The 15,705-nt window shown below is 33.1% G+C and carries 13 protein-coding genes and 1 pseudogene; 10 read left to right on the forward strand and 4 right to left on the reverse strand.

Going from position 1 to position 15,705, the window contains the following annotated elements:
• The first annotated feature begins 286 nt into the window (after positions 1-286).
• Together ptsG and nagB are read left to right on the forward strand one after the other, a co-directional pair.
• Positions 287-1,825, forward strand: coding sequence for a glucose-specific PTS transporter subunit IIBC (ptsG, locus tag ACP3TL_RS13325; RefSeq protein WP_069833121.1), 1,539 nt, complete (start codon positions 287-289; stop codon positions 1,823-1,825).
• Positions 1,826-1,959: 134 nt separating this feature from the next.
• Positions 1,960-2,682: a glucosamine-6-phosphate deaminase gene (nagB, locus tag ACP3TL_RS13330; protein ID WP_069833122.1), complete on the forward strand. Its 723-nt coding sequence runs from the start codon at positions 1,960-1,962 to the stop codon at positions 2,680-2,682.
• 254 nt (positions 2,683-2,936) lie between these two features.
• Here nagB and ACP3TL_RS13335 read toward each other — a convergent pair.
• From ACP3TL_RS13335 to ACP3TL_RS13350, 4 genes and pseudogenes are all read right to left on the reverse strand, one after another.
• Positions 2,937-4,187 (reverse strand): annotated as a pseudogene (locus tag ACP3TL_RS13335) (aminoacyltransferase).
• Between the two features lie 528 nt (positions 4,188-4,715).
• Positions 4,716-6,020, reverse strand: a complete 1,305-nt coding sequence (locus ACP3TL_RS13340; protein WP_069833123.1) for a TcaA second domain-containing protein — start codon at positions 6,018-6,020, stop codon at positions 4,716-4,718.
• Between the two features lie 15 nt (positions 6,021-6,035).
• Complete coding sequence (locus ACP3TL_RS13345) at positions 6,036-6,860, reverse strand: zinc ribbon domain-containing protein (protein WP_069833124.1); 825 nt, start codon at positions 6,858-6,860, stop codon at positions 6,036-6,038.
• 243 nt (positions 6,861-7,103) lie between these two features.
• The gene (locus ACP3TL_RS13350; protein ID WP_069833125.1) at positions 7,104-8,327 is read right to left on the reverse strand and encodes an ROK family protein; all 1,224 of its coding nucleotides are present in this window, start codon (positions 8,325-8,327) and stop codon (positions 7,104-7,106) included.
• A 133-nt stretch (positions 8,328-8,460) separates the two neighbouring features.
• On the opposite strand from ACP3TL_RS13350, the gene ACP3TL_RS13355 reads away from it, so the two are divergent.
• From ACP3TL_RS13355 to ulaA, 8 genes are all read left to right on the forward strand, one after another.
• Positions 8,461-9,789, forward strand: coding sequence for a PTS sugar transporter subunit IIC (locus tag ACP3TL_RS13355; protein WP_069833126.1), 1,329 nt, complete (start codon positions 8,461-8,463; stop codon positions 9,787-9,789).
• A 13-nt stretch (positions 9,790-9,802) separates the two neighbouring features.
• On the forward strand, positions 9,803-10,699 hold the full coding sequence (locus ACP3TL_RS13360) for a DUF7916 family protein (protein ID WP_069833127.1): 897 nt from the start codon (positions 9,803-9,805) through the stop codon (positions 10,697-10,699).
• 30 nt (positions 10,700-10,729) lie between these two features.
• Positions 10,730-11,050, forward strand: a complete 321-nt coding sequence (locus ACP3TL_RS13365; protein ID WP_069817821.1) for a PTS sugar transporter subunit IIB — start codon at positions 10,730-10,732, stop codon at positions 11,048-11,050.
• A gap of 10 nt (positions 11,051-11,060) precedes the next feature.
• On the forward strand, positions 11,061-11,387 hold the full coding sequence (locus ACP3TL_RS13370; RefSeq protein ID WP_069817822.1) for a PTS lactose/cellobiose transporter subunit IIA: 327 nt from the start codon (positions 11,061-11,063) through the stop codon (positions 11,385-11,387).
• Positions 11,388-11,629: 242 nt separating this feature from the next.
• Positions 11,630-13,573, forward strand: coding sequence for a BglG family transcription antiterminator (locus ACP3TL_RS13375; protein WP_069833128.1), 1,944 nt, complete (start codon positions 11,630-11,632; stop codon positions 13,571-13,573).
• A gap of 14 nt (positions 13,574-13,587) precedes the next feature.
• On the forward strand, positions 13,588-14,028 hold the full coding sequence (locus tag ACP3TL_RS13380) for a PTS sugar transporter subunit IIA (RefSeq protein WP_069833129.1): 441 nt from the start codon (positions 13,588-13,590) through the stop codon (positions 14,026-14,028).
• 5 nt (positions 14,029-14,033) lie between these two features.
• Positions 14,034-14,318, forward strand: a complete 285-nt coding sequence (locus ACP3TL_RS13385; protein WP_069833130.1) for a PTS sugar transporter subunit IIB — start codon at positions 14,034-14,036, stop codon at positions 14,316-14,318.
• Between the two features lie 23 nt (positions 14,319-14,341).
• Positions 14,342-15,700 carry a PTS ascorbate transporter subunit IIC gene (gene ulaA / locus ACP3TL_RS13390; RefSeq protein WP_069833131.1) on the forward strand — a complete coding sequence of 453 codons (1,359 nt, stop codon included), beginning with the start codon at positions 14,342-14,344 and terminating at the stop codon, positions 15,698-15,700.
• The last annotated feature ends 5 nt before the right edge of the window (positions 15,701-15,705 follow it).

The raw sequence follows: 15,705 nt of genomic DNA on the forward strand, positions 1-15,705 counted from the left end.
GCTTGTAGTCTGCTGCTACTATTATTTATCGAAAAAGCTGGCTCAATACACCGTCGCGAAACTTTTAATATGACGATGTAGATTGTGAAGTGTCCTAATGGGCGAAACAAATTATTTTTAATGTATAAAGAAAACTGTTATTTAAGTGAACTAAACGGGGTTTATAATAAAGGGCTTACATAAAAAAGAGTTATACCCTTTTGAAAATGTTTTTCATAATGACGAATTGTATTGATTATCATTTTCTTTACTTGTATATTTATGGTAATTAGGAGGTTAATCAATTATGAGTAAGCTATTTGAGAAAGCACAACAATTCGGTAAGTCCTTTATGTTACCTATAGCAATTTTACCAGCAGCCGGTTTATTGTTAGGTATTGGTGGCGCATTAAGTAATCCAAATACAATCAAAGCATATCCTTTATTGGATATTGAACTATTACAAAATATATTTATATTAATGTCATCTGCAGGTGATATTGTCTTCCAAAATTTACCTGTCATTTTTGCAGTAGGTGTTGCGATTGGTTTAGCCAAAAGTGATAAAGGAACAGCAGGTTTAGCTGCCATGTTAGGGTTCCTCATTATGAATGCTTCAATGAATGGTTTGTTAATTATTACAGATACATTAGCAGACGGTAATTTAGCTAAAGAAGGGCAAAGTACAGTCCTAGGAATACAAACAGTGGAAACAGGCGTATTTGGCGGTATTATAACCGGCATCATGACAGCGCTTTTACATAATAAGTTCCATAAAATATCCTTACCAACCTATTTAGGCTTCTTTGGCGGTTCACGTTTTGTGCCTATTATCACAGCATTAGGTTCTATTATATTAGGTGTCTTGATGTTCTTTATTTGGCCAACTGTGCAAGGTTGGATATTTGGTGTTGGAGGACTTGTAGATAAAACAGGAGTTATTGGTACTTTTTTCTTTGGTTTTATTTTAAGGCTTTTGGGGCCATTTGGTTTACATCATATTTTTTACTTACCATTTTGGCAGACAGCACTGGGTGGTACTTTAGAAGTGAAAGGACAAATTGTACAAGGTACACAAAATATCTTTTTTGCTCAATTGGGTGATCCTGATGTTACTAAATATTATTCGGGTGTATCAAGATATATGTCAGGTAGATTCATTACTATGATGTTTGGTTTATGTGGTGCTGCATTGGCAATCTACCATACTGCAAAGCCAGAACGTAAAAAAGTCGTTGGCGGATTAATGTTATCTGCAGCGTTAACATCATTTTTAACAGGAATTACAGAACCATTAGAATTCAGTTTCTTATTTGTAGCACCGGTTCTTTATGTCATACATGCCTTTTTAGATGGTTTAGCGTTTATGCTCGCAGACATATTTAATATTACGATTGGTCAAACATTTAGTGGTGGTTTCATTGATTATCTATTATTTGGTATATTGCAGGGCAATGCTAAGACGAATTTCTTGTGGGTAATTCCAATAGGTATCGTTTGGTTTATGCTTTATTATATTATATTCAGATTTTGCATTACGAAATTTAATTTCAAAACACCTGGGCGTGAAGAAGGAGAAGCGGCTGAAACAGTAGAAGCAACTGATCGTGCTAAAACGATTATTCAAGGTCTAGGTGGTAAAGAGAATATTGATGTCGTTGATTGTTGCGCAACAAGATTAAGAGTTACCTTAAAGACTGATAAAGATGTTGATAGAAAAATATTAGAGTCGACCGAAGCAAGAGGCGTGATTCAGAAGGGGAACGGCGTTCAAATTGTTTATGGTCCCCATGTAACTACGATAAAAAATGAAGTACAAGAACTATTAGATAGTGAACAGTCATAAACAAGCGTATAATGGTATTGTATGCATGATTCATTTTATATTAATTTGATAAAAAATAGATAATTATGTAATATAGGTTATTAAATGTTAATTATGAAAATATATAGTGATATTAGAAAGAATGGGGTAGAAATATGAACGTTATAAATTTGAAAGATCGCACAACGGCGAGTCAATATGTTGCTATAGAGCTTTTGAAACAAATAAAGTCGCAACCTAATGCTGTGTTAGGTCTTGCTACGGGAAGTACAATGATTGATATCTATAAATACTTAGCGGAATTAATTAATGTTAATCACACAGAATTAACTGATGTGGTGACATTTAATTTAGATGAGTATATTGGGTTAGCGGCAGATCACGAACAAAGTTACCATGCTTATATGAAAGAACATTTATTCAATCATAATAGCACTTGGAATGAAGATAATATTTATTTACCTAAAGGTGATGCAGAAGATGTAGAAAAAGAATGTATAGCCTATGAGCAATGTATACAAAATGCAGGACCAGCAGACATTCAAATCTTAGGTATCGGTGAAAATGGACATATTGGTTTTAATGAGCCATTTTCATCATTTGAAAGTGAAACACGCGTAGTAGATTTAACGGGTTCAACAATCAAAGCAAATAGTCAACACTTCGATAATATTGAAGATGTACCTAAACAAGCTATTTCAATGGGCTTAGCATCTATCATGAGTGCGAAACGCATCATTCTAATAGCGTTTGGAAGTAATAAGCAAGATGCAATCCAACAATTAATGGATGGTAAAGTGTCGGAATCACTTCCTGCTTCAATATTGCATCAACATCCAAATGTAGAAGTTATCGTTGATGATTCAGCTTTAAATTAAATAAATATACAAAAGCGATACAAGTTTGTATTGGTTTAGAATGTCGACAAAGTTTCCGACTTTGTTGGCATTTTTTTGTGCGCGCTGTCCGCGGGCGCAACCTCAGCCTATAGTATTCGGCTAGTACTTTATTAATTAATGAGGAGTTGGCCCGAATCACTGACATTTTCAAGTGGTATTGAGTAATGAAATGAACGAACAAAAAATAGATTCAAAAACCAAATACATTTACAGCATTTGGTTTTGAATCTAATTCACTTAATATGTCTATTTTTATTTAATAAATATAGTTTATATAAATATTTTCTGATTGGAATTATAAAATCGCCAATATATTCTTCTACGTGTGCATTAAAGCCTTTTTTAAATTGCTGTACGCCATAATCTTCAGAAGTTTCACTGAAGTCTCCAGTAATGCCATAAAAATTATATCTTGGAATAGCGTTCTCTATGGCAAATTTAATCATATCGCATTGTAAACGATAAGACCCCATAAATTGGTTGTATTTAGGATTAGAACCACTAGATAGGTAATAAACTTCATCTTTCGTGTATATATAAAATGCAGCAGCTAAATTCAAGATATTTCCTTCAGTTGAAATTAATTCAATCGTCTCATTAATTTTTCTTTCGTAACTGTTTTGTTGTTGCGTTAATTGCTTCAATTTCGTTTTCGTTTTTTTAGAATTAGTGTTTTCTTGTAATTTATTCTCTAAATTTTTAATTTCTAAAAGAAGGTTAGCGTTTTTCTTTTGCAATTGCTGCTTATAATTTTCTAAATTGATATACGCGAGTTTTAACATAGAATGATTAGCATAAATTTTTTGCATTTCCTCAAAATAAGCTTTATCTCTAAATTTAAAATTATGCTTTTCTTCTGCCATTTGAAATAGTTCAAAGAAAACATCGGTTTCTGAAATATCCAATGTTTTTATTTCCACACCCATTTCAAAAGTTTTTTAAATATTACGACGTGTCTGATAATCCATTTCTTTTAATATGGTACTTTCACTTTTATCTTTTAAATTTAAAACAGATAACCATCTAATTTGGCTAGTAGTAGAGTAACCAATACTATAACCTTGATGGGCATAACCTAATTTTGATAATGCATTTTTAAGCTTTTCATTATCATAGTGTTCAATTATTTTTCCATCAGCATCTCTAATATTTTCTAAAATATATGGATCTATTAAAGCGAATAATGCTTTTTGAGTTTTTAAATATACTTTTAAATTTTCAAAAAAGAATTTAGTTAATATTGGATTACTATAATCTAAAACAGGACCTCTGTGAGAATAAAAGTATTTAAAAAACCTTAATGCCCTAGCTTCTGTTAATAGACAAGCTGCTATCACTTTATCATCTTCTTTAACGCCTACTAAATGTACATCTGTCTTATTCTTATTTCTATAATGAAAATGAGAATAAGACTGGGTATAATGCACAAAATGTTGATTAATAAAATCAGTGAATTCTTTTGCTGTTAATTCTACGAAGTTCATTTTTTCACCTATTTCTTAAATAATAAGAAACCTGGATCAGCAGTCCAGGTCCCTAGGATCTAGTGTATTTATAGATAAATATTACGAGTTTACTTCAATAAAATTCTAACATGTAATATTACATCAGTATAGATTTACATATAAAAGTTACTAAAATTGTGACAATTAAAAAAGATAAATGAAAGTGGCGTAGAGTGATTAGAAAAAAGGGAAGTGAAGATGTTCGAATAACGTGAATAACTACATATTATTAAAATTATTTTGAAAAGAAGCAAGAAAGATTTATTTAAATAAAAAACAGCCTGGGACATAGCACATGTCTCAGGCTGTTTTTTTATATTGCAGTGGCTGACTGAATTGAAAATGCGCTTATATCAAGCTTTTAAAGAACTACTACTTCATTTATGAAGACAAGTAGTTCTTTAAAAGCGCTGAAGCACTTGTTTACAGTAGCTGTGCCGGGCTGGGTTCATACGACGAAATTTATTAGAAAAATTAGATTTCTATCCCACTCCCTATAAAATAATATTAATATCCAGAATCGACTTCTTCACCGTCTTCATCATATTCTGTGACATAACCGTCATCATCTATAGTATATGATCCAGCTAAATTACCGTCTTTATCGGTAAATGAAAATCCCCAACCATCATCTGTTTCTTCAGGTTCTTTATAAGTATAAGTATCAGTGTCTAAACTTTCGCCTTCATATGATTCGACTTTGTCTATAACATTATCACGTGTGACATCCTCCTCATCTGAACTAGATGCGTCTTCGTCATCTTCAGATTGAGTTTCTTTTTCAAATACTTTGTCTTCATGGTCGCTAATAGCATCATCATCAAAGGTTAAAGTAACGTCAACTTCTTCTTCGTCGTTTTCAGGGCTTGAAACATTCTCGACATTTGATGTGAATTGTTTATCTTCAACTTCAGTTGTAGCATATACTTCTACTTTTTCGTCAGGTGAGTATGGACCAAATGTTTCGCTAGCGTATTCATCAAAGTCTTGTTGTTTTTCACCATTGATATAAAGCTTTAGTGAATCTGAATCGATATATGCTGAGTCAGTACTTACAGTAAAACGCTTTTGTTTGAATTGAGGATCAGCATCGTTACTTTCAGACATATCGATATGAACGACACCATCAAACTTTTTACCATCTACTTTTTGAGTAGCTTTTAAATCGTATATTCCAATAGGGAAGTCATCAAGTGTTTTTGTCTTACCTTGTTTTAGTTTCACTTTTTTCGTATCGTCGTTATGTTTGTAAGATAATGTACTATCTTCTTCAGGAAGAATGGTAACAGACGCTTCATTTACATTAAAATTATAGTTTTTAAATATACCCCATTTTTTACCATCTTGAGAGATGTTTATGAGTTCGTTATCGCCAACCGTAACAGAAGTGCCACCCATTGTATTATCTTTCATACCTTGTGCAGCGCTTTGAATTTCATCACCAACACGTTCAGGGCTATCTGTTTCATTAATATATTTATAGACAGCTTTGGCTTCGTCTTTAGACAGAGACTCGCCGTTTGCTTTTAAATTATGAGTTAAGTTACTGGGCTTATTATTTTTTAAATCATTTGAAATAGCTTCAGCTTGTTTTGTCGGTGAAAGCTGACTTTCAATTATCTTATAAGCTGTAAATAATGCAATAATGATAACTACAATGACAGCAATTGTAATATAAAGTGGTAATTTTGATTTTTTATTATGATTGTCGTTGTTATTTGTACTACGTTGTTGATGTACAGGTGTGCCACACTGTGTACATACTTTTTGGTTTGGTTTAATTTCGGCTCCACAATTACTACAGTATTTCATTAATTAACTCTCTCCTTAATAATCTGTATTAAAATATGAATCTAAAGCACTTAAAGAATTTGAAACTGTTCCTTCAATAAGAATGCGAAGGAGGACACCTAAAATAAGAATATAAATTAAAATAGCATAAATCACGGGCATACGAAGTTGATGCATATGACTGTGCTTTGTTGTGAGATAAATTGGTGACACTAATGTAAATAGCATAGAAATTAAAACAAGCATTGATCCAAAGCTTGGCACATTAATGGCTAGAAATAATAAGCCTAATAAGAACGCAATTACAGAAAAAGTATTAATTAATACAAAATCTGAAAGTGCTTTATGTACACTGATTTTAATGTTTAGCAGTTTAATCAATAATAATGTAATGGCAAAAATTATTGAAATAGATATTAGTATGTAAAAGGTAATGTTAAAAACGATATTAGCCTTACTTGTCGCAAAAAATGCTACCTCTGCTGGTATAACTAAAGATAATAAAATAAGTGTAATTATAAACCCTGCAATAATGAGACTGAAAAGCGTTTTAAATGTAAATTGATGTTTACTTATAACTGCCTCATCTGTCCTAGAAAATGAGCTGGAGAAAAATAATTTTGCCTCATTAAAAATATCATCAGAATGTTTGGTAATGTTTTTGTTTGATTGACTTGGTTGTTTTGGCTGATGAGAGGTATGAGATGGTTCATGATTCTGTGATGCATCAGACTTAGATGTATGTTGATTAGTAGTTGGATTGTCAGTAGATGATTGATCTTGAAGTGTTAATTTGGTACCACACTCACCACAAAATAAATCTTTTTTTGTAACTGACTCCCCGCAATTTGGGCAATGCATAAAAATCCCCCTTATAATATGTTTATTAAAATAGAATATCACAGTTATATCTAGTGCGCACCGCTTTTTCAAAAAAGGAAAAAATTAATAATTTAAAAAGTTATTTTTATTTAATTTTTGTGAGGGATAAAAATTTTTATAGATAATACTTGTCATTAATAAGTGTTAGAAATCAAAAAAGAAGGCGGAAGACAAAAAATCCTCCGCTAACTCTTTTATCGAACTATTATATTTTGACTTAATCTATAATTCTGACCAAATTAAATGTTGGTGGATGGCAAGGGCACAGGCACCTTTGGCCCCATTAATGGGGTGATAAACTTTCATTTGAAAATCAATTTCACCTAATCCACCGTATAAGTTTTGATAACTTAAATATTCTTTTAAAATGACATCTGTAATATCATTGTTAAATAATGGTCCATGCAAATAAATTTTATTAGTATCTACTAACATGGTTAAATTATTGAGCGTAATTGCGACTGCACGCATAGCATCTTTGATAATTTGTACGATGCCACTATCGCCTAAACGATACGCTTCTATAACAGTATCTAAAGTTATATCATTTGAGTCTGCTACTAAACTTGTGAGATATGTGCTTTGAGCACTTCTATAAATAACTTTAGCTTTATTTATAATATTCATACCACCTAAATAGTTTTGTAAGCACCCTCTACGACCACATTCACAGCGTTCACCGTCTGGATGGATGATGGTATGTCCAACTTCCCCTACAGAAAAATTGGAAACTCCATATAAATTACCACGGTACATACTAGATGAAAAAATCCCTTTTACAGCATGGAAGAAGATGAAATTTTCGCCATCATTTTCTGATGTAAGTAAATGTTCATATAGACTCATACAATGTACGTTATTTTCTAAAAATACAGGCAGGTCAATACGAGAAAGTAAATTTTTCAAATCAAAACCGGACCAAACACTATTCGAAGCAATTTGTTGATCTGTTTCATCAAAGTGACCTGGTAAAGCAATGCCAACTGCTTGAATATTATAAGATGCATGTTGTTTTAAGAAATGATTAAGTTCTTCCAATATAAAGTTTGGAGTAATTTTTTTTAAGAATTGTATTGTAGTAATATCAATCATATTCTGATCAACGATATTACCAAGATTGTCAGTTAAACATAACGTTACAAAATCTCTGGCTAATTCAATACCAACATAGTAATTGTATTTATTACAAATTGTAAGTAATATTTTTTTGCGTCCTGACGTTTTTTTAGTGTCAATATCGTAATGATCAACTTCAATATCCGTAGATTTAATGAGATTATCTTGTATTAGTTCTGCGGTTACTGCAGTTGTTGTTGCTGGTGTGATTCCCGTATTTCTTGCTATGTCAACTCTTGATATAGGGCCACGTACGTATATTTCATTTAAAATTTGGCCACGTATCATCCGCTGTTTATTTGTCATGTTTGCTTTCATTTTTATCACCATAATTTCTTAATACTCTTATTATTATATTAAAAATAAAAAGTTGCAACTATATTGACACATAATTGATTATAAATTATAATTAATCAAAACATTGAAAGCGTTTTCAAAATCGAATCTACGATGGGGTGTTGATGTGAGTAAATTTAATGACGCATTAGAAAAACATTTGTTACCAGTCGCTTCTAAATTGGGGTCTAATAAAATTTTGATTTCAATGAGAGATGGTATTATCGTTGCAATGCCTTTGATTATTATTGGTTCATTATTTTTAGTAATCAGTGGTATTGCGATACCGGGCTGGATAGAGTGGCTAGAAGCACAAGGGATTCAACCATATTTAATGAAAGCAGTGAATGGGACATTCGGATTAATGGGACTAGTTGCAAGTTTTGGTGTCGCCCATAGTATTGCCCGGCAATATAATACAGATGGGGTTTCAGCCGGTATTATTGCGATGTCAGCATTTTTAGTTGTCACACCGAATGTAATGACTGGAGATAAAGTACCTGAAGAAGCAATACCTCAAATATATATGGGAAGTCAGGGTTTATTTGTAGCACTTATTATTGGTATTCTTTCAGGGTTAATCTTTCAGTGGTTTATCAATAGAAACATTAGAATCAAAATGCCAGATCAAGTGCCGCCAGCAGTCGCACAAAGTTTTAGTGCATTAATACCTGGGGCAGCGATTATCATATTATGGCTTGCTGTATATATCGCATTGGATAATTTACCGTTTGGCAACATCCATGAATTGATTGTTAATACATTAGGTGTACCGTTAAGTCTGATGGGAGGTAGCTTGATCGGTACCATTATCTTAGTTGGTCTTAATAGTGCTTTTTGGTTTGTCGGTATCCATGGTGCAAACGTAGTAAATGCAGTTATGCAACCAATTTGGTTGAAAAATATTGATGAAAACCGTCTAGCATATCAAGCCAATCCACACGGAGACTTACCGCATATCATAACGCAGCCATTTATTGATAATTTTGTATTTATGGGAGGCGGTGGCTCAACAATAGGTCTAGTCATCGTAATTGCGATATTAGCTTTTAAAAAACGTTCCAGTAAAATCACAAAAACGATGGCACCACTTACTTTAATGCCGGGAATATTTAATATTAATGAACCAACATTGTTTGGTTTGCCTGTTGTACTTAATGTGAGATTAATTATTCCATTTGTATTAGCACCAATGATTAATGCGACGATAACGTATTTCGCAATGTCGAGCGGGATCGTGCATCTCACCAATGGGACGGCGATGCCATGGACGATACCACCTATCATCAGTGGATTTTTAGCGACAGGGCATTATAGTGGTTCATTGGTTCAAATTGTATGTATCATTATCGATATTTTACTCTATTACCCATTTTATAGAGCAATGGAGAAATATAATTTATATTTAGAAGATAAAGAAGTAAACGGAAAAAAAGAAACGGAAGAACCAAAATAAAGGAGTAGATAATATGGTTAAGAGATTATTAAGTGCTAATGCCTCAGAAATAGTGAAAATGACGGCTGAAGAATTAAAACAAAGTATTAAAGCAAGTGATGGTCGCGTTGTTTTAGCAGAGAATGTTGTTACGCGTACACCAGTGACACCCGATATAACAAATGCAGAACTATCACGTGCATTCGGGGCAGATTTGATTTTATTAAATGGATTAGACGCGTTCAATCCTAAAGTAGAAAACATAGACGAGAAAAAACATGTCATTAAAGAATTAAGACGTCTTGTTGCAAGACCTATAGGTGTCAATTTAGAACCAGTAGATGAGCAAGCGAGCATGGCAGAAGAAAAATTAAATATTGCTAAAGGACGACAAGCAAGTCCGAAAACAGTAAAAGCTTTAGAAAAATTAGGCATAAACTTTATTTGCATGACGGGGAATCCAGGTACTGGCGTATCTAATGAAAAAATTGTTGGTGCAATTGCTGAGACAAGAGCAAATTTTTCAGGATTGATTATAGCCGGAAAAATGCACAGTGCAGGTGTAGATGAACCTGTAATTACTAAAGCATATGTTGAAAAATTTATTGATGCAGGTGCTGATATTATTTTAGTACCATCTATTGGAACAGTTCCAGGATTTGATGAAGCACAATTAAAAGACATAGTGAAAGCAGTCCATCATCATGGTGGTTTAGTCATGTCAGCAATAGGGACAAGTCAAGAGAGTTCTGACGCCAGTACAATTAGGGACTTCGCAATTCGAAATAAAATATGCGGTGTGGATATTCAACATATTGGTGACGCAGGCTATGGCGGTTTAGCTCCTGTAGAAAATATTTTTGAATTAAGTAAAGCGATACGTGGACAACGCCACACATTATCCATGATAGCGAGATCAATTAACAGATAGGTTATAGTAATAATAAATGGAGGGATTTATATGGCAGAAAAAACAATAATGCTTGTATGTGCAGCTGGAATGAGTACAAGTATGTTAGTTCAGAAAATGCAAAAAGAAGCTGAAAACCAAGATTTAGACCGTGAAATATTTGCAGTCTCAACGACAGAAGCGGATCAAAAAATTGAAGATGCTCAAGTAGATGTTTTGTTATTAGGTCCACAAGTCCGTTTTAAAAAAGATGAATATACTAAAAAATGTACAGACAAAAACATACCTGTAGAAGTCATTGAAATGACAGATTACGGTACGATGAATGGCGCAAACGTATTAAGTGCAGCTGAACGTTTAATGAGCGAATAGGGGTGGAACAATGACTGAAGAAGAGAAGAATTTGGAATTTGCAATGTCGCTCATTGCTTATAGTGGTGATGCTAAAAGTCATGCTATGGAAGCCATATTTGCAGCTAAAAAAAGTGCGTTTGATGAAGCGGAAACGAAACTGAAACAAGCTGAAGCTGCTTTGCTTGAAGCACATCATGTACAAACGAATATGTTAACAAAGGAAGCACAAGGTGAACATATCAATTTGACGCTGTTAACAGTGCATAGTCAAGACCATTTAATGACGGCAATCACTTTTAAAGATATTGCCCAGGAAATGATAGATTTATATAAAGAAGTAAAAAATAATAAATAATTGAATGATTTGTTATGGTAGTGAAATAATGTCAGCAAAAGATGTAAAAGTTTAATTACTTTTACATCTTTTTTGTTTTGAAAAATAAACAAAAATGTATCAAATTAGATCAATGCATTTTATAATTTAAAAATAGTATTTTTTATTTAGATGTGCAACTTTTCGTATTGTGAGACGAAATAGATTACACATCCACACGTACAAGAAAGCGATTACAATATAACTGTAAGGAGGTTGCTGATGTGTTAAGCAAGAGACAACATCATATATTAACGTACTTACTTGAACGTGAAGCCTTTGTTCAAATTCATAATTTAGCAACACAGTTCAATGTATCTGAAAGAACAATACAATATGACCTTGAATACATTGAAACTATGGAAGATAAATTAGATTTAACGATTCATCGGAATAAATATGATGGGATAAAGATTACAACAACAGCGCTTCAGTTGGCAACATTAGAGCCAAAATATACGGGAACATCGATGCATTATTCAAAGAAAGAACGCATATTATATATCACTTTGAAGTTGTTTGAATCGATTGAACCCACATCATCCCAAGTATTAGCAACATTGGTTTCAGTAACACGTCGTACAATTGTTGAAGATTTAAAAAATGTTCAATCTTGGTTAGAAGAAAACGATTTGTTTCTTGAGTACAAGAAAAATAAAGGGTTTGTAATTCAGGGTGAGGAAAATGCTTATCGTAAAGCCTATGCCACACGTGTACATGAATATTTTCAAACGCACACACATCACATGGGTCATCAACTTTTTTCGAATAAAGAGTTAGAACAAATTCGTTTAACAGTAACTTCTATATTATTAGATGCAAAATATCAATTAGTTCAAAGTGCAATTGATGGATTGATTTATCACATTTTGATTGCGCTTCATCGTACAAATGAACATTTTGCCTTCGATATACCTGATAAAGAGTATGAAAAGCTCGCTAAAACAGAGCAATTTTATATTGCACTTAAAATTAAAGAAAAATTAGAAGATATTTTTCAGATTGAATTTCCAAAAAGTGAAGCAGCTTTTATTACTTTACATTTATTAGGTGCTAAAACGTCAGAAGTGAATGAACTCAATCAACAAATAGACGATTTAGAGATATTAACAGAACAATTGATTGAACGTATGAGTGGTGAGTTAGGACTAGATTTAATGTCTGATAGCAAATTAGCAAATGGTTTAATCGTACATTTGAGACCTGCAATTCATCGATTGAAGTTTGATATGACGCATGCGAACCCTTTAAATAAGGAAATCCATACGCAGTATCACCATATTATAGAAGGAATTAAAAGGCATGTATGGGGCATTGAAGAAAATTACCAAATACACTTTACTGATGATGAATTATCGTATATCACACTGCATTTTGCTTCTGCGATTGAACGGATTTCAGCAGTGACAACAAATGCCATTAAAGTCGTATTACTTTGTGGATCAGGTATAGGAACATCTCAATTATTAAAAAGTAGGATGGATCATATTTATCCAGAATTAGAAATTGTAGATGCTTATTCTATATATGAAATAGATGAAGTAATGCTAAAACATGAAGGTATTGATTATATCATTTCTACGGTTCCTTTTGAACAAGCAAGCGTACCAGTAATTAGGGTTTCGCCATTTTTAAATAAAGACGATCGAAAACAATTGAATGAAATTATTAACCATTCTAGAGAGCGATATGTAAATGATGTTAAAGGGTTAGGACCAACGTTACAAGAAGTATTACCACAATCTCGAATATTGACACAACAGCAAACACTTTTAAGAAACGATGCAATTAGACAATGTGTATCACCGCTTGTAAATGATCAAATCGTAGATGAGGCCTATGCTGCTGACATTATTGAACAATTAGATGCATTTGGACCTTATATGGTAATTAGTCCTCATATTGCATTGATTCATGCTAACCATAAACATGTTAAACAACCTGTAGGCTTTAGTTTAGTTCATTTTAAAACGGGTGTGACCTTTAATCATCAGCAATATGATCCAGTACATATCATTATTACATTAGCTACGGAGCAGCCGCAGATACATTTAAATGCTTTGCGACAATTTAGCGAGCTAATCATGGAGGAAGCAACGAGAGCAACACTGTTTTCTGGAAATATAGCAGATATCATGTCATGTATTCGTGATGTAAGTCAACATTAATAAGGGGGATATAAATGAGTCCGGAAATTTTATCATCGGATAAAGTACAGATACGAGATCGAGTAGATGATTGGAAACATGCAATTCGTGTTGCATCTGAACCTCTGCTAGAACAAGGGTACTTTAAACAACAATACATTGAAAAGATGATTTATAGCGTAGAAGAATTAGGGCCCTATATTGTAATAGCACCTGAAATTGCAATAGCGCATGCTAGACCGAGTGATGATGTTAAAAAAATAGGATTAAGTTTATTGAAATTGAATCACCATATTAACTTTTCTGAGAACGGACATCATGCGTCTCTCGTGTTTGTATTAAGCGCTGTTGATAACGAGGGACATTTAGAATTTTTAAGAAATTTAGCAACAATCTTAGGGGATTCGAACACAGTTAATAAATTATTAGCAGCAACAGACATTGATGAAATAATAAATATATTTAAAGGAGAATGATGAAAATGAAAATTTTAGTTGTATGTGGTCACGGTTTAGGAAGTAGCTTTATGGTGGAAATGAATGCACAGGAAGCTTTAAAAAATTTAAATGCACCATCAGACGTTAAAGTTGAACACAGTGATGTCATGTCTGCAAGTCCTGATATGGCAGATTTATTTATTTGCGGTAGAGATTTAGAAGAAAATACAAAGCACTTAGGGGACGTTATTGTTTTAGATAATATTCTAGATAAAGAAGAGTTACAAAATAAATTGAATGAGAAATTAAGTAATTTGAACATTTTATAAATTATAAGTAAGGGGGCAACGTTATGAAACCTATCCTAGATTTTATCGTTGATATTTTGAGTCAACCTGCTATATTAGTTGCTTTAATTGCTTTAATAGGTCTAATTATGCAGAAAAAATCAGCCACTGACATCACGTCCGGTACGATTAAAACGATACTTGGATTTTTAGTGTTAAGTGCAGGGGCGAATGTTGTAACACAATCATTAGAACCATTTGGAAAAATATTCCAACACGCTTTTGGCGTGCAAGGTGTCGTACCTAATAACGAAGCGATTATTTCAATTGCTTTAGAACAATATGGCACAACAGCAGCATTAATTATGGTGTTTGGGATGATTGTTAATATCATTATCGCACGTATTACGAATTTGAAATATATCTTTTTAACAGGTCATCATACATTTTATATGGCAGCCTTTTTAGCTATATTACTGTCAGTAGGTAATATCACTGGGACATTGACAGTAATCACAGGATCTATTATTTTAGGATTGATTATGGCTATATTACCAGCGTTAGCACAACCAACAATGAAGAAAATAACTGGGACTAACCAAGTCGCTTTAGGTCACTTTGGTACGATCAGTTATTGGGCAGCTGGAGAGATTGGAAAGTTATTTAAAGGAAAGTCTAAATCAACAGAAGAAATTAATTTTCCTAAAGGCTTGAGCTTTTTAAGAGAAAGTACAATCAGTATTTCATTAACAATGACATTACTCTATTTTGTGGCAGCGTTATTTGCGGGTCCAACCTTCGTACATACAGAAATTAGTGACGGTCAAAACTTTATTGTATTTTCACTGATTCAAGGGGTTACTTTTGCAGCTGGTGTGTTTATCATATTAACGGGTGTACGTTTAATATTGGCTGAAATCGTGCCGGCGTTTAAAGGTATTTCTGAAAAATTAGTACCTAACACAAAACCAGCATTAGACTGTCCTATAGTCTTCCCTTATGCACAAAATGCTGTATTAATTGGCTTTTTTGTCAGTTTTATAGTTGGGGTCTTGGGCATGTTCGTCTTATTCTTATTTGGTGGGGTAGTTATACTTCCAGGTGTAGTAGCTCACTTCTTCCTTGGGGCAACGGCTGGCGTATTTGGTAACGCACGTGGTGGTATTAGAGGTGCAATAGCAGGTTCAGCATTAAATGGCTTGTTAATTACATTCTTACCACTGCTGTTCTTGCCATTCCTAGGTGAACTTGGTGGCGCAGCAACGACATTCTCAGATACAGATTTCTTAGTCGTAGGTATTGTTTTTGGTAATATTGCGAAATATCTTGGGCTTATCGGTATCGCCGTTTTAGTCTTAATCTTAGCAGCGGCAGCCATTTTATTACAAAAACGTACGAATCAAAAAGAAGCAGAGGAACAGTAAAATTA

Source organism: Staphylococcus caseorum (genome assembly GCF_049943195.1).
GTDB lineage: Bacteria > Bacillota > Bacilli > Staphylococcales > Staphylococcaceae > Staphylococcus > Staphylococcus equorum_A.

What these genes read in the sequence shown, in the direction of transcription:
- ptsG (WP_069833121.1), top strand. Translation starts at nt 287, where the DNA reads ATGAGTAAGCTATTTGAGAAAGCACAACAATTCGGTAAGTCCTTTATG.
- ACP3TL_RS13365 (WP_069817821.1), top strand. Translation starts at nt 10,730, where the DNA reads ATGGCAGAAAAAACAATAATGCTTGTATGTGCAGCTGGAATGAGTACA.
- ACP3TL_RS13345 (WP_069833124.1), bottom strand. Translation starts at nt 6,860, where the DNA reads ATGCATTGCCCAAATTGCGGGGAGTCAGTTACAAAAAAAGATTTATTT.
- ulaA (WP_069833131.1), top strand. Translation starts at nt 14,342, where the DNA reads ATGAAACCTATCCTAGATTTTATCGTTGATATTTTGAGTCAACCTGCT.
- ACP3TL_RS13380 (WP_069833129.1), top strand. Translation starts at nt 13,588, where the DNA reads ATGAGTCCGGAAATTTTATCATCGGATAAAGTACAGATACGAGATCGA.
- ACP3TL_RS13350 (WP_069833125.1), bottom strand. Translation starts at nt 8,327, where the DNA reads ATGGTGATAAAAATGAAAGCAAACATGACAAATAAACAGCGGATGATA.
- ACP3TL_RS13385 (WP_069833130.1), top strand. Translation starts at nt 14,034, where the DNA reads ATGAAAATTTTAGTTGTATGTGGTCACGGTTTAGGAAGTAGCTTTATG.
- ACP3TL_RS13340 (WP_069833123.1), bottom strand. Translation starts at nt 6,020, where the DNA reads ATGAAATACTGTAGTAATTGTGGAGCCGAAATTAAACCAAACCAAAAA.
- ACP3TL_RS13360 (WP_069833127.1), top strand. Translation starts at nt 9,803, where the DNA reads ATGGTTAAGAGATTATTAAGTGCTAATGCCTCAGAAATAGTGAAAATG.
- nagB (WP_069833122.1), top strand. Translation starts at nt 1,960, where the DNA reads ATGAACGTTATAAATTTGAAAGATCGCACAACGGCGAGTCAATATGTT.
- ACP3TL_RS13370 (WP_069817822.1), top strand. Translation starts at nt 11,061, where the DNA reads ATGACTGAAGAAGAGAAGAATTTGGAATTTGCAATGTCGCTCATTGCT.